Consider the following 14,476-nt stretch of genomic DNA (forward strand, 5'->3'; position numbering starts at 1 on the left):
GCACGGCGCCGATCGCGCTTTTCGAAACCCCGACATGGAGCCCCAATGTCAGCGAGCCAGAGAATCGAGCATGCCACGGCGGTGATGGTACTGCTATTCACGGCGGCGAACATCGTGCATCCTGCGTGGACCTGGCTGAATTGGGTGACGCTTGGCACGCTCTTCGGCGGGCTGGCCGTCGCATTCCTGACGAAGACGCCCGCCGATCGCGAGCGGACGCGCCGCGGCGCGTGGACCATTCCGGTGGTCGCGCTCGCCGTCGCGCTCCAGTGGGTCTTCCTTGGCGGCGATGCCAACCGGGTGCGCGCGGCGCTACTGGGCGCCGGGCTCGTTCTCGCGGCGACGGCGCTGGCGTGGGTGCGCCGTCAGTAATCGACCGGCCGCAGGTAACTCTCGCCAATCGCGGCGCCGCTCAGCATTGCCACCGTCGGGAGGCGTCGTTTCCAGTGGGTGCCGTCGAGCCGGCGGCGCACGCGCTCGACGTCGGCCTCGCCATACCCGCGCGTGGCGACCTCAGTGGGCGTCCAGCCGTGCAGGAGCCAGTTCAGGATGCCGTCGGCCCGGGCGTACGTGATGCCGAAGTCGCCCTCGTCGGTCTGTCCCGCAACGAGGTCGGCGGTCGCCGGCTTGTCGACGATGGCGGCCGGCACGCCGAGATGGCGCGCAAGCGCCCAGACCTGCGTCTTGTACAGGTCGCCCAGCGGATTCACGGGCGGCGAATCATCGGCATGCCAGGTGAAATACCCGAGCAACCGTTCACTCTTGTTGCCGGTGCCGAGCGGCAGGGCGGAATGCCGCGCGCTGAGGTCGAAGAGCGCGATCATCCGCATGCGCGCCATCACGTTGCCACGGCGTCCGGCGTCGGCGTCGGGTTCGCTGGCCAGGTAGCCATCCACCGCCGCCGAGATGTCGATGGTCCGGCTCTCGATGCCGAGCTGCGTGATGACGAGATCGGCGTGCGCCAGCGACTCGGCGCTCGACAGACGATACGGAAGACGCAGGCCGAGAACGTTGGACGGGCCGAGCGCGCGCGCGGCGAGCGTCGCGACCACCGCCGAATCGACGCCGCCCGAGATGCCGACGATCACCTTGCCGAATCCGCGCCGTCCCAGTTCATCGCGCAGGAACTGCACGAGCCAGCGTTCGACGAGCGGGGCGTCGATGTCGAGCGGAGGCGGGGCGGCGCGGCCGCCATCCACGGGAACGACGACCGGAAGCGTGCCGCCCGACGTTCCCGCGGTCGACCGCGTTTCTTCCGCGCGTGGCGGCGCGGTGCGCGGCACCGTGCGGGGCTTGGGTGAGAGCCGCGGCGCATAGACCGCGCGCTTCATCTCGGCCGAGAGATACGGGATGGCCACCTTGAGGTCGCTGAGCATCGGGGCGTCAGCCCGGCAGCGGGCGATGTCGCCGAGGTCGAGCTCGGTGACGAGCAGCGCTTCGTCCCAGACCGGCGCCCGGGCGCGGATGTCGCCGCGCGGGCCGGCCACGAGCGACCCGCCCTGGAACATCTTGCCGCCCTCGCTGCCGACGAGGTTGGCGAGGGTGCAGAAGACGCCCTGCTCCTCGGCGATGTCCTTGATGAGCCGCTCCCAGCGGGCAATCGTCCCCGGGCCATCCACCCCGTCGCCGCGTGGATGCGTGCCGCGCGCGACCGCCGCCGAGCTCACGAAGATCACCTGCGCGCCGTCGAGCGCCGCAATGGTGCCCGTCATCGAATGCCAGGCGTCCTCGCACACCAGCATCGCGGCGCGTCCCCACGCCGTGTCGAAGGCGCGGATGTCATACCCGCGCTCCATGAACCGCTCTTCGTCGAAGAGCGAGTAGGTGGGGAGGAAATTCTTGCGATGCACATGCAGCAGCACGGGGTCGGCGCCGCCGAGGCGGGCATACAGCGCGCTGTTGTAGAGCGTGCCGTCGTGCTGTTCGTAGAAGCCAACCATCACGTCGATGGTCGAGCCCGGGCGCGCCGCCGCCCGCCAGTAGCCATCCAGGGCACGCACCACCTCGTCCGGCGTCAGCGCATTCTCGCGGATGCCGCCTTCCACGAAGTAGCCGGAGAGGATGGCCTCCGGGAACTGCACCATGTGCGGCGGCGGCTCCAGCGCGGCCGCCTGTGCCAGCACCTCGCCGGCCCGGGCAAGGTTGGCGGCGACGTCGCCCTTGCGGGGGCGGAACTGCGCGATGGCGAGACGGAGGAGGGACATCTCTTGAAAGGTCGCATGCCCACCGTGGCTGGGCAATACGAACGGAACGGGTCTCCCTCGGCCCGTTCCGTTTCCCCTGGTTCGGTGTAAGACTCATGCGTGTCCCTTCGCCTCGTCCTTCTCTCCGTCCTTGCGGCCACCGTGGTGGGGGCCCAGCAGCCGCCTGCTCAAAAGCCCTCCACGGGCGAGGCATGGCAGATTCCGGCGCTCCCGCAGTCGTCGATGGTGTTCGCGCGTGACGGAGCGCTGATCGGCGAGATCGGCCGTGCCTGGCGCACGTCGGTCGCCATTCGCACCCTGCCGCGCTATCTCCCGCAGGCCTTCATCGCCGTCGAAGACCAGCGGTTCTACCAGCACGACGGGGTGGACCTTGTGGGCATCGCCGGCGCGATGAAGGACAACCTGCTCGGCGGTTCGCGCGGGGCGTCAACCATCACGCAGCAGCTGGTCGGCAACGTGCATCCGGACCTCATCGACCGCAGCGAACGGGGCTTTGCCGGCGTGCCACGCAAGCTGCGCGAGCAGCGCGCGGCGCGCGAGATGGAGCGGCACTACAGCAAGGACCAGATCCTCGAGGCGTATCTCAACGCCATTCACTTCGGTCGCAGCTGGTATGGCGTGGAGTCGGCGGCGCGCCACTACTTCGGCAAGAGCGCGGCGCACGTCACGCTCGCCGAAGCGGCCTCGCTTGCGGCGCTCCCCAAGGGACCGGCGATCTACGACCCGGCCCGCCATCCCGAGCGCAACAGGAACCGCCGCAATGCCATTCTCGACCTCATGGTCGTCCAGAAGTTCATCTCCCGCGAGCAGGCGGCGGCGGCGAAGGCACAGCCGATCACCACGGTGGCCAACAGCGGCCTGGCCAACAGCGCCCCCTGGTTCGTGGAAGTCGTGCGCACGCAGATGGAGCGCGCCGGCATCCCGGTGGCGCAGGGCGGCTATCGGGTGATGACCACGCTCGATCCCTCGCTGCAGAATGCGGCGTGGGTGGCACTCGTCGAGGGCACCGCAGCGGTCGAAGCGCGCCCGGGCTACCGCAATCCGACCTACGCCAGGCATCCCAAGGGGAGCACGGACTACCTGCAGGGGATGGTGGTGGCGATGGATCCGGCCACCGGCGACGTGCGGGCGCTCGTTGGCGGGCGCAACTACGCCGAGGCGCCGTTCAACCGCGCGGTCAATGGCGTACGCCAGCCAGGTTCAGCCTTCAAGCCGTTCGTGTATGCGCGCGCCATTCTCGATTCCATCCCTGCCAACGCGATCGTTCCCGACACCTCACTCGAACTCGTCGTGGATCGGGGTGTCATCTACCGTCCCGGCAACGCCGATGGCGAGTTCCTCGGCAACCTGACGCTGCGTGAGGCGCTGACCCGCTCGCGCAATCCCGTGGCGGTTCAGCTCTGGCAGCGGGTCACCGGCGATTCCGTCGTTGCGCTGGCCCGTCGCATGGGGATTCGCTCGTACATCGCGCCGTGGCCCTCGAGCGCCATTGGTGCGTCCGCGGTGCAGCCGCTCGATCTCGTGGCGGCCTTCACGGCCTTCCCGAACCTCGGCGTGCCGGTGGAGCCGCGGTTCGTCGTGCGCGTCGAGGACGGGGCCGGCCGCGTGGTCTACAGTCAGGGGGTGCGTCCGCTGCCGCCGGCGATGCCCGCGGATGTCGCCTTCATCGTCCGCGAGATGATGCGTGACGTCGTGGACCGCGGCACAGCCACCGCGGTGCGGCGCTACGTGCCCTACGCCGTGCCGGTCGCCGGAAAGACGGGGACCACCGACGACAACACCGATGTCTGGTTCGTTGGCGCCACGACCGATCTGGTGGCCGGCGTCTGGCTGGGATTCGACCGACCGCGTCCGATCATGGGCGGTGCCGCGGGCGGCACGCTCGCCGCGCCGATCTTTGGGCAGATGCTGGCCCGTTCCGGCTACGGCCGCGGCGCCCCGTGGACGCCGCCGCCCGGACTGGTCACGGCCGAACTCGACCGGGCCAACGGGACGCTCGCGGAAGCGAGCACCCCACCGGAGCGACGCTATTTGGAGTACTTTCTGCCGGGGACCGAGCCGGGGGCGCTCCGCGTAGATGCGCGTCGACTCTTTGGCTGGGGTCCCATTCCCTGAGCACGGGCATCCGCATGCAGCTGACCCCGGTCCAGAAACTCTCGATTTCCATCGGAGCCGCCCTCGTCGTCCTCGGCGGGTTCGGCGCCGCGTCGTACTACTATGCATCGCGCCTGGTGGCGGCCGACCGCGCGGTGGAGCGCGCGAACACCAACATGGCCGCGGCATTTCACGTGGTCGTGAGCCGACAAGAGGGCGAGCATCTGGCCAAGGCGTATGTGGTGCGTCCCGACAGCGTGACGCGCGCGTTGCTCCAAGCGGCGCAGGCGCGGGTGGAGGATGCGCTGGATGCCCTGCATCGCGGCACGGAAGACAATCCTCGGCAGTTCGCCCGCGTGCACGCCCTCGCCGAGGGAGCCGCGCAGAACTTCGAGACGTTTCGGTCGACCGTGCTCATCCGGGACCACGTCGGCGCGGACTCGGCGCGCCGCGTCCTGACTGGCGAGCGGTCGGCGAATGCCGCGGACTCGCTGATGAAGATCGTCAACGAGATCCGCGAGGATGAACTGCGCGTCCTTGGCGAGCGGACGCGCCTGCAGAACGCGCACAGCGCGACCGCCCAACGCGTGATTCTTGTCGGGATGGTGCTGGCGTTTCTGCTGGCGGGCGTCGCGCTCCAGCCGGTGCGCGCGCATATCGCCTCGCGGCTGACGTCGCGCATCGTGCACGAGCATGTCACCGGAGCGGGCGTGCTTACCGAGGCGGACCGCGCGCGCGCCAGCGCCACGCGGCAGCTGCAAGCGCTGCACCGGCTGGTCGCCGATCTGTCGGGCGCGGCGGATCGTGGCGTACGCGCGAAGGCGCTCGTCATGGCGGCGGAACCGCTGAATACGGTGCTCGTCGCCCTCATCGCGCCTTCCGACGACGGCGCGTTGCGTGTGCTCGCCGCGTCGCCATCGACGCTGGACGGTGTCGGCCCCGACCTGGAGCGCCCCGTGACGGAACTGCTGCGCACGGGCAAGGCGACGATGGCTGAATCGCGTCCTGAACGCGACCGCGCCTGGGGCGATCTCCCCGCGCTCGATGCTTGCGGGGCGTCGGGGGCCGTCCTCTTCTCGCCGCTAACGAAGGACGAGCAGACAACTGGTGTCCTGGTCGTTGCGCACACCGGTAATCGCGTTTTCCCCGACGACGAACTCATATTCGCAGCCACGCTGGGCCGCCTTGGCGGTGCAGCCCTTGCCGCTTGATCCACTTCCTCAAAACACCCGACCTCTTATGACCAGTATCCTTGCACCGCGCGCGGCATTGCGCCGCTGGTCCCTAGTTGCCACGGTCGTGGCCGGAGCCTGCTCGGGTGGCGACGGCACGTCGCCGCCCAAACCCGCGGCGGTGCAGGTAACCTCCGGTGCGGGGGCGAGCGCGACGGTTGGCACGGCGCTGACGACGGCGCCGACTTTCACCGTCACCGACGCCTCGGGAAATGCGCTGGGTAATGTCGCCGTCACGGTGGCGGTGACGGGTGGCGGCGGCACGCTCGTCAGTCCGCCGACCAAGACATCGGCCGGTCCCACGTCGGTTGGCACGTGGACGCTCGGGACCACGGCCGGCACGAACACGCTGACGGTGACCGTCGCCGGCGTGGCGCCGTTGACCATCAATGTGACGGGAACGCCGGGAAGCGTCGCCAAGGTTGTCGTACAGGCAGGCAACTCGCAGACGGCGAAGGCAGGCGATGTCCTCGCCACACCGCTCGCCGCAGCCGTGCAGGACCAGTACGGCAATGGCATTCCCAATCAGTCCGTGACATTCGCCGTCACCGCGGGGGGAGGTTCGGTCTCGCCGGCCACGCTCACGACGAACTCGGCCGGCGTCGCTACCGGCGCGACCTGGCGGCTGGGCATCCGGGGAGGGACGCAGTCAGCGACGGCGACAGCCGGCAGCTTCTCGGCGGCCTTCACGGCGAGCATTCAGACGACTTTCGTCGTGGACCTGCGGTACTTTGGCCCGACGATGTCCACCGAGGCGCAGACCGCGTTCACGAATTCTGCGAACCGCATCAAAGCCGCGATCATCACGCAGATTTCGCCGGTCAGCCTTGTTGGCGCCGGACTCGCGGACTGCGGGGTCAGCGGGTTGACCGGAACGCTCAATGAGAACACCACGGGTGTCATCATCTACGCGTCGGTCGGGCCGATTGACGGCGCCGGCAAGATCCTGGCGCAGGCCGGCCCGTGTTACGTGCGCAACCAGTCCCTGCTGCCGGCCGTCGGCGTCATGAAGTTCGATGAAGCTGACATCCAGAACTACATCAACACCGGTCGCTTCGAGGCGATCGTGCTGCACGAGATGAACCACGTGGTGGGCTTCGGCACGATCTGGACCGACAAGAGCCTCCTGCAGGGCGCGGTCTATACCGACACCATTCCGACGGGGAGCACCAATCCGCGGTTCATGGGCGCGGCGGCGCTGGCGCAATGCCTCGCGCTCGGTGCATCGGCCAATCACTGCGCCAGCGGTACAGGCGTTGCCGTGGAGCAATGCGGCACGCCGGGCACGGCCGACGGTCACTGGCGCGAGGTGTTCACCACGACGTGCACCGGGACGAACAAGGCTCCCGTCGGCGGCACCGCCGCGTTCGATCAGGAACTGATGACGGGCTACGCGGAGGGCACACCGAACATGCCGTGGAGCACGATGAGCATCGCGCAGTTCCAGGATCTCGGGTACACCGTGAACCTGCTGGCCGCCGACCCGTACACCGTCCCCAGTCTCATGAGCATCGCGCGGATGCGCTCGGCGATGGAGGCCCAGGCGCGCGAGGGAGCCATCGAGCACGTGCTGCAGCCGCGCTTCACGGTTGGCGGCGGGCGCATTCAGGCCATTCGGCGGGAGATCCAGCGATGAACAAGCGCTTCGTGATGGCCACTGCGTCGCTGCTGGCGCTCGCGGCCTGCGGCGGGAAACAGGAGTCGGCGGCGACACCGGCCACGGACTCGACGGCAGTCACACCGGCGGTCGCGGACAGCGTGAAGCCTGCAGTCGCCGATACCGGTGCCAAGGCCCCGGGTGCCAGCACTTCGGCAAAACCGCCGGCCAAAGCCGTCGCGCCAAAGATTGAGACCGGCGACTACGACCAGGCGATCCGTCCGCGCTTCAAGGTCAATGAGAAGACGGGGAAGATTGATACGATCAGGAAGCCGTAGGCACGGAACGAGGAGGGGGTAGAGGCGAAGGGACGAGGGTTGAGATGTGGAACGAGGAGGGAGACCGCTGGTGCGCCAGCGAACTCCCTCCTCGTTCCACATCCCATACCTCCTCGCGGAGCCTCTACCCCCTCCTCGTTCCGCTCACACGCCCACGAGCTCGCCTTCCTTGTTCGCGGTCTCCGTCTCCTTGACGAGTGCGAGCTGCAGCACATCCTGCAGCGTCTCCACGAAGTGGAAGGTCAGCGAGGCCCGTGCCTCCTCGGGCACGTCCTCCATGTCCGCCTCGTTGTCCCTGGGCAGGATGATGTGCGTGATGCCGGCGCGCAGGGCGCCCAGCACCTTCTCCTTCACGCCGCCGATGGGGAGCACGCGGCCGCGCAGCGTGATCTCGCCGGTCATCGCGAGATCGCGGCGCACGGGACGGCCGCTCAATTCACTGGCCAGCGCCGTCGCGATGGATACGCCGGCCGAGGGGCCGTCCTTCGGAATCGCCCCCTGCGGCACATGGATGTGCGTCTCGAGCGCGCCGAGGCGCGCGCGCGGAATGCCCAGCTGCTCCGCGTTTTTCGTCACGAAGGAGAAGGCGGCCCGCGCCGATTCCTTCATCACGTCGCCCAGCTGGCCGGTGAGGATCAGTGACACCGGCACGCCGGACCCTCCCTCCGCGGCATTGCCGGCGCCCGTCGAGGTCGTCAGCGGCCGCGTGGAGGCCTCGACGAACATGATGTCGCCGCCCATCGGCGTGTAGTACATGCCGGTGGCGACGCCCACCTCGTGCTGGGCGGCCGCCTTCTCGGGGCGCACCCGCGGGCGGCCGAGGAGCTCGCGCACCTCGGCGGCGGTGATCACGCCGTCGCCCTCGATCATCGTGTGCTCCGCACCCGTCGCGATGCGCCGCGCCACCTTGCGCGCCACCTTGCCGATCTCGCGTTCGAGCTGGCGCACGCCGCTCTCCCGCGTGTAGTTGGTGATCAGCTGCATGATGGCCTCGTCCTGGAGCTTCACCTTTTTCACCGCGAGGCCATTCTCGTCGAGCTGGCGCGGAATGAGATACGCCTTGGCGATCTCCGCCTTCTCGCGCTCCGTGTAGCCCGAGAACTCGACTTCCTCCATGCGGTCGCGCAACGGGCCCGGGATGTTCTGCACGAAGTTCGCCGTGGCGATGAACAGCACCTCGCTCAGGTCGAACGGCACGCCGAGGTAGTGGTCAGTGAACGTGTCGTTCTGCGCGGGATCGAGCACCTCGAGCAGCGCGGCCGACGGATCGCCCTGGAACGAGACGCCGAGCTTGTCCACTTCGTCGAGCAGGAAGACGGGGTTCTTGGTCCCGGCCTGCTTCATTCCCTGGATGATGCGCCCCGGCATGGCGCCCACGTAGGTGCGGCGATGGCCGCGAATGTCGGCCTCATCACGCGCGCCGCCCAGCGAGACGCGCACGTACTCGCGCCCGAGTGCCCGGGCGATGGACTTGGCAATCGACGTCTTGCCCACGCCGGGCGGTCCGCTGAAGAGCAGAATCGGGCCCTTCGCCATCGCGCGCGCCTTCGCCTCGCGCTTGTCCGTGATCGTGCGTTCCACCTCGCCAGTGGTGCGGCCGAGCGACGGCGTGGCGTCCTCCTTCCGCTCCTTGAGCTTCGCGATCGGGAACTCGCCCGTCTTGTCCATCTCATCGCTCATCTGCTGCGCGCGCAGCTGGCGCACGGCGAGGAACTCGATCACGCGGTCCTTCACGTCCTTCAGGCCGTAGTGATCCTCATCGAGCACGGTGATGGCGCGATTCAGGTCGAGCTGGTCATCCGAGCGCGTGCTCCACGGCAGTTCGGCGATCCACTCGAGGTAGGTGCGGATGACCTGCGCCTCCATGGACTCGCGGCCGGCGCGTTCGAGCCGCCCGAGTTCGCGCTCCACCTCGGTGCGCGCCTCCTTGGGAAGTTCGAGCTTCGCCAGCTTGCCGCGCAGCTCCTCGATTTCCTTGGAGCTGTCGTCGTCGCCGAGTTCCTTCTGGATCGCGCGCATCTGCTCGCGCAGGAACATCTCGCGCTGCCGCTCGCCCAGCTCCTCCTGGACCTGGCTCTTGATGTCCTCCTGCGCCTCGAGCAGCGAGATGTGGCGCTGGACGTGCACGAGGACGCGGCGCAGCCGGTCTTCGACCGACAGGTTCTCGAGCAGGCCCTGCTTCTCGGCGACGGTCAGTTCGAGGTAGCCGGCGACCAGGTCGGCAAACCGCCCGGGTTCGGTGACCGAGTCGAGCACCTGATGCACCACCTCTTCGGGAAGTCCGCGGCGCTCGCCCAGCTCGCCGGCGCGCTCGCGAATCTCCTTGTACAGCGCCTCGAAGGCCGGATCCTTCTCGTCCAGCGGTGCCTGCTCCTCGACGTGCGTGACGACCGCCGTCAGGTAGCCCTCGGCCATCGTGTACTGCAGCGACGTGGCGCGCAGTTCGCCCTGCAGCAGGAGCTGGACGCCGCCCAGCCCGCGCTGGATCTGCCCGATGCGCGCGACGACACCCATCGAGTAGAGGATCTCGGGGTTCGGCTCGTCGGTGTTGTCCTTCTGCGCGACGGCAAAGACCAGCCGATCGCCCTTGAGCGCCGCTTCAATGGCGCGGAGCGTGCCCGGCCGCCCGGCCGCGATCGGGGCGGTCAGGCCCGGGAAGATGACCGTCCCGCGCAACGGAAGGACGGGGAGTGTCTGTCGAGTGCTCATTACGAATCCTGGGTGCCGAGGCACCCGAACGGGGGGCTGAGACCATGCAATCCATCCCTGCCTACAGCAACTGGCGTACCACGCACCGCAAACCTGCGCCGCGGGGCGAGGAGGAGGTCGCTTTCATACCCCTGATGCTGAGATACGACATAACGGCGGGACCTGCAACTTTCCCCTGCCTCGGTGACGTAGGGAGACTGACAAATCGCGTCTGACGCACGGCGGCGAAGTTGCGGTTGACCACGGTCACTCGCACTGCGCAGTCTCGCGCGTTGGCAGCGCGTTTCTTACCTTTCCCCACCCCCGTGGAAGACTCCCTCCTTTCCAAGTCGGAAGCCGAACTGCGCTCGCATATCGCGAGCGTACTGGACAGCGCGTACGAGCTGGACCGGGAGATCGGACGCGGCGGAATGGGGATCGTCTTCAAGGCCCGTGACCGGCGCCTCAAGCGGGCCGTTGCGGTCAAGCTGCTTCCGCCGGAACTGGCCTTCCGCTCGGAGATCCGCTCGCGCTTCCTGCGCGAGGCCGAGACCGCGGCGCAGCTCAGCCACCCCAACATCGTCCCCATCTACTCCGTCGACGAGAAGGGCGGTCTCGTCTTCTTCGTGATGGGGTTCATCGACGGCGACAACCTCGCGAAGCGCATCCACGATCGCGGGCCGATGCCGCCTGATGAGGTCCGGCGCATTCTCCGCGACGTCGCCGACGCGCTGGCGTACGCGCACGCCAACAAGGTCGTCCATCGCGACATCAAGCCCGACAACATCCTGCTCGACGCACAGTCGCAGCGGCCGATGGTCACCGATTTCGGCATCGCGCGCGCCATCAGCGAAGGCGGCGAGGCGCGGCTGACGGCTACCGGCATCGCCATCGGCACGCCGGCGTTCATGAGTCCCGAGCAGTCGGCGGGCGACCGCGACGTGGACGGGCGCAGTGATCTCTACTCGCTCGGCGTCGTCGCGTACCAGATGCTGTGCGGCGACCTGCCGTTCAACGCCACCAGCACGCCCGCGCTGCTCGTCAAGCACCTGTCGGAGCGGCCGGTGCCCATCGACCAGCGCGCCAGCGTGCCGACCGACCTCGCGCGCGCCGTGATGCTGCTGCTCGAGAAGGACCCGGCCAACCGGTTCCAGTCGGCGGCGGAGCTGAAGTCGGCGCTCGAGAGCGGACAGATGCCCGCCCTGCCGGCCATCACCGGGAGCGCCTATCCGCAGACTCCGTCGCCCTACACCGGAACCAGCGCGACCCGTGCCTCGGGCACCTCCGCCGCCTTCACGCCGCAGCCGCTGACGTCGCTCCCGGATGGCGAGCGCCTGCCGACGCCCGACGAACTCGCGCGCTGGAACGCGCCGATGGTGGTGGAGTTCCGGCGACGCATCGCGCCGTACATCTGGGTCAACGGCGCCTTCGTCGCCGTCAACCTGCTGGGCGGGCCGAACCTGCTGTTCGTCACCGCTTTCTGGAGCATCAGCATCGCGTACAAGTACGCGAAGCTCTGGAGCGACGGGTACGACTGGCACGACGTCTTCCGCCAGCCGCGCGAGCGCATGGTCGGCGATGTCTTTGCCGAGTGGGGCGAGGACGTGCGGTCGCTCTTCGATCGCAAGACCCGGGAGCGGGTGCGCACCCGTCACCGGCTGCGCGCCGCGCGGCCCGACCTGCTGCGGTCGCCGGCGGCGCCGGCGACGCTCTCGGCGAGCGACGCGGCCGCCCTCGGCAGCGGGCCGCATGCGGCGGCGGCGCGCGACGCGCTGATGGACCGCGACGAGATCATCCGCCTCGTCGAGAGCATGTCGCGCGCCGACCGCGGGCGCATTCCCGACGTGGTCACCAGCGCCAGCACGCTCGCCGACACCGTCCTGGCGCTCGCCGCCCAGATGGCCGATCTCGAGCGCTCCGCCAAGGGGACGTCGGCGGCGGCGATCGAGCGCGAGATCACCGCGCTCGAGGCCGCGGCCAATCCCCTGGACGTCGCGGCGAGCGAGGAGCGGGTGCGCCGGCTGGCGATGCTCAAGCGGCAGCGCCGCACGGTGGCCGACGTGGACCGGCGCCGGGAGACACTGGGCGCGCGACTCGACAGCTGCTCGCTGGCGCTGAAGAACATGCGCTTCGACGTGCTGCGCCTGAAGACGGGCGCACAAACGTACCAGCACGTCACCACCATCGCCGAGCAGGCGATGCAACTCGCCCGCGAAGTGGACAGCGCCGTCTACGTCGCCGACGAGATGTCGCGCCTGCGTCCGCGCACCGGCGCGACGGGACGCCCATGACCGACGCCCTCCGCGAGCGCGTCCACGCCGCGGTCGGTTCCCTGTATGAAGTCGAGGCCGAAATCGGCCGCGGCGGCATGGCGGTCGTCTACCGGGCCACCGACACCCGGCTGCGCCGGCGCGTCGCGCTCAAGGTGCTGCCGCCGGAACTGGCGTTCCGCGAGGAGGTGCGGCGCCGGTTCCTGCGCGAGGCGCAGATGGCCGCGCAGCTGGGCCATCCCAACATCGTCCCCATCTACTCGGTGGACGAGGCGTCGGGGCTCGTCTACTTCGCCATGGGGCTCGTCGAGGGCGCGCCGCTCTCGAAGCTGCTCTTCGAGGAGCCGCGCCCGCCCATTCCCTTCGTGCGCCGCATCCTGCGCGAAGTCGCCGATGCGCTGCAGTTCGCGCACTCGCGCGGCGTGGTGCACCGGGACATCAAGCCCGACAACATCCTCGTCGAGACCGAGACGGGAAAGGCGGTGGTGACGGACTTCGGCATCGCCCGCGCCGCGCAGGGCGAGGTGCGGCTCACCGCCACCGGAATTGCCGTCGGGACGCCGGCGTACATGAGTCCCGAGCAGGCGATGGGTGAGCGCGAGGTGGATGGGCGGGCCGACATCTACTCGCTGGGCATCGTCGGTTACCAGATGCTGGCGGGGGAACTGCCGTTTTCGGCCGCCAACACGCCCTCGATGCTGATGAAGCACCTGAGCGAGCCGCCGCGTCCGCTGCTCGACTTGCGCCCCGACCTGCCGGCGAACCTCGCGGCGGCGATTGAGCGCGCGTTGTGCAAGGCGCCGGCCGATCGCTGGCCCGATGCGGCTTCGTTCCGCGATGCGCTGGCGCCGAATGCGCCGGTGACGCTGACCGGCACGGCGGCGGCGGCGCGAACCGCGGCCGACGCACCAGCGCCAGCCGCACCGCCGCCGGCGCCGGAGGCCAACGCGTGGGGGGCGCCGGCTCCAGGTCAGGCCCTGCTGCCCGTGCCGTCGCCCAAGGCGCCTCCCGATCCGCTGAAGGCCTTCGGTGTCTTCAAGGCCGGGGGCGCCGGCGCGGCACATGACTCGGAGATTCACCGCTGGCGCGAACAGCAGCACGCCTGGCGCGAGCAACTGCGCGCCGCGCGCGCCGGGCTGCGCCAGGATGCCCTGAGCGCCGCCAATCAGCAGCTGCAACAGGCGCTGCATCCGGCGCCGCAGAGCGAAGGCCAGCGCGTTCGCCGCGTCCGCCGCAAACTGGTGAACTACACCGCGCTCACCGGCCTGCTGTTCGTGATCAACGCCGCCACCGGCGGCGTGCCGTGGTTCCTGTTCCCGGCCTTCTTCTTCGTGGCCGACTCCTTCCGGTCGATTGCCGGCCTGTGGGCCGACGGCATTCCGCTGCGCCGGCTCTTCAAGCGCGGATCGCGCGGAGCGGAGACGGCGGCAACGTACGCGGCGCTCGGGCTCCCCGGGGTCGGCGTGCATGCCCTGCCGGCGCCGGGCACCGACCCGGTGCTCGCCACCGTGCCGCGTGACGTGCTGGAGGGGCGTCACGGCGCCGCCATTCGCGACGCCGTCGAGGCGCGCCTCACGATTCTCAGCGTGCTGGACAAGCTGCCCAAGGAAGACAAGCAGCTCCTGCCCGACATCGTCCCGTCGGTAAAGGGGCTCGAGGAGCGCATCGTCTCGCTGGCGAACGCGCTGCATCAGCTGGACCAGGATGCCTCCCGCGACGCGATCGCCAAGCTCGACCAGCGGCTCAGCGATGCGCGCGCCCTGCCGGAGACGGCACCCGATCGCGAGCGGCGCATCGTCCTGCTCGAGCGCCAGCGGCAGACGCTTGCCGACCTGGCCGCGCGCCGCGAGGCCGTTGCGGCGCAGCTCGACAATGCCTCGTTGGTGCTGGGCACGATGAAGCTCGACCTCCTCAAGCTGCGTTCGAGCGGACTGCAGTCGCAGATGGCCGACGCCACGTTCCAGACACAGGACGCCCGCGCGGTGGTTGCGGAGATCGAACGTGCGCTGGAAGTGGCGGAGGAAGTGCAGAAGATCCGATAACGCCAGGACCT

Annotated in this window: 9 protein-coding genes; 7 read left to right on the forward strand and 2 right to left on the reverse strand. The window is 69.3% G+C overall.

Annotated elements, in window-relative coordinates:
* Positions 1 to 45: 45 nt before the first annotated feature.
* Complete coding sequence (locus VGJ96_12300) at positions 46 to 372, forward strand: hypothetical protein (protein HEY3287890.1); 327 nt, start codon at positions 46 to 48, stop codon at positions 370 to 372.
* Here the strand turns inward: VGJ96_12300 and VGJ96_12305 are convergent.
* Positions 366 to 2,204, reverse strand: coding sequence for an NAD+ synthase (locus VGJ96_12305; GenBank protein HEY3287891.1), 1,839 nt, complete (start codon positions 2,202 to 2,204; stop codon positions 366 to 368). The genes VGJ96_12300 and VGJ96_12305 overlap by 7 nt on opposite strands.
* A gap of 99 nt (positions 2,205 to 2,303) precedes the next feature.
* Between VGJ96_12305 and VGJ96_12310 the strand changes: the two genes are divergently transcribed.
* From VGJ96_12310 to VGJ96_12325, 4 genes are read left to right on the forward strand one after another with little or no spacing between them, the layout of a single operon-like run.
* A complete protein-coding gene (locus VGJ96_12310) occupies positions 2,304 to 4,319 on the forward strand; it encodes a PBP1A family penicillin-binding protein (protein ID HEY3287892.1) in 2,016 nt (671 codons plus the stop codon).
* A 14-nt stretch (positions 4,320 to 4,333) separates the two neighbouring features.
* On the forward strand, positions 4,334 to 5,509 hold the full coding sequence (locus tag VGJ96_12315; protein ID HEY3287893.1) for a CHASE3 domain-containing protein: 1,176 nt from the start codon (positions 4,334 to 4,336) through the stop codon (positions 5,507 to 5,509).
* 28 nt (positions 5,510 to 5,537) lie between these two features.
* Positions 5,538 to 7,166 (forward strand): leishmanolysin-related zinc metalloendopeptidase, encoded by a 1,629-nt coding sequence (locus VGJ96_12320; protein HEY3287894.1) that lies wholly within the window; start codon positions 5,538 to 5,540, stop codon positions 7,164 to 7,166.
* On the forward strand, positions 7,163 to 7,465 hold the full coding sequence (locus VGJ96_12325) for a hypothetical protein (GenBank protein ID HEY3287895.1): 303 nt from the start codon (positions 7,163 to 7,165) through the stop codon (positions 7,463 to 7,465). The genes VGJ96_12320 and VGJ96_12325 overlap by 4 nt, the downstream gene beginning before the upstream one ends.
* Positions 7,466 to 7,609: 144 nt before the next feature.
* Here VGJ96_12325 and lon read toward each other — a convergent pair whose 3' ends face one another.
* Positions 7,610 to 10,174 carry an endopeptidase La gene (gene lon / locus VGJ96_12330; GenBank protein ID HEY3287896.1) on the reverse strand — a complete coding sequence of 855 codons (2,565 nt, stop codon included), beginning with the start codon at positions 10,172 to 10,174 and terminating at the stop codon, positions 7,610 to 7,612.
* Between the two features lie 305 nt (positions 10,175 to 10,479).
* Between lon and VGJ96_12335 the strand changes: the two genes are divergently transcribed.
* Positions 10,480 to 12,444 (forward strand): protein kinase, encoded by a 1,965-nt coding sequence (locus tag VGJ96_12335; protein HEY3287897.1) that lies wholly within the window; start codon positions 10,480 to 10,482, stop codon positions 12,442 to 12,444.
* Positions 12,441 to 14,465: a protein kinase gene (locus VGJ96_12340; protein HEY3287898.1), complete on the forward strand. Its 2,025-nt coding sequence runs from the start codon at positions 12,441 to 12,443 to the stop codon at positions 14,463 to 14,465. Before VGJ96_12335 ends, VGJ96_12340 begins: the two co-directional genes overlap by 4 nt.
* Positions 14,466 to 14,476: the final 11 nt, after the last annotated feature.

This window comes from Gemmatimonadaceae bacterium (genome assembly GCA_036504815.1).
Classification (GTDB): domain Bacteria; phylum Gemmatimonadota; class Gemmatimonadetes; order Gemmatimonadales; family Gemmatimonadaceae; genus PNKL01.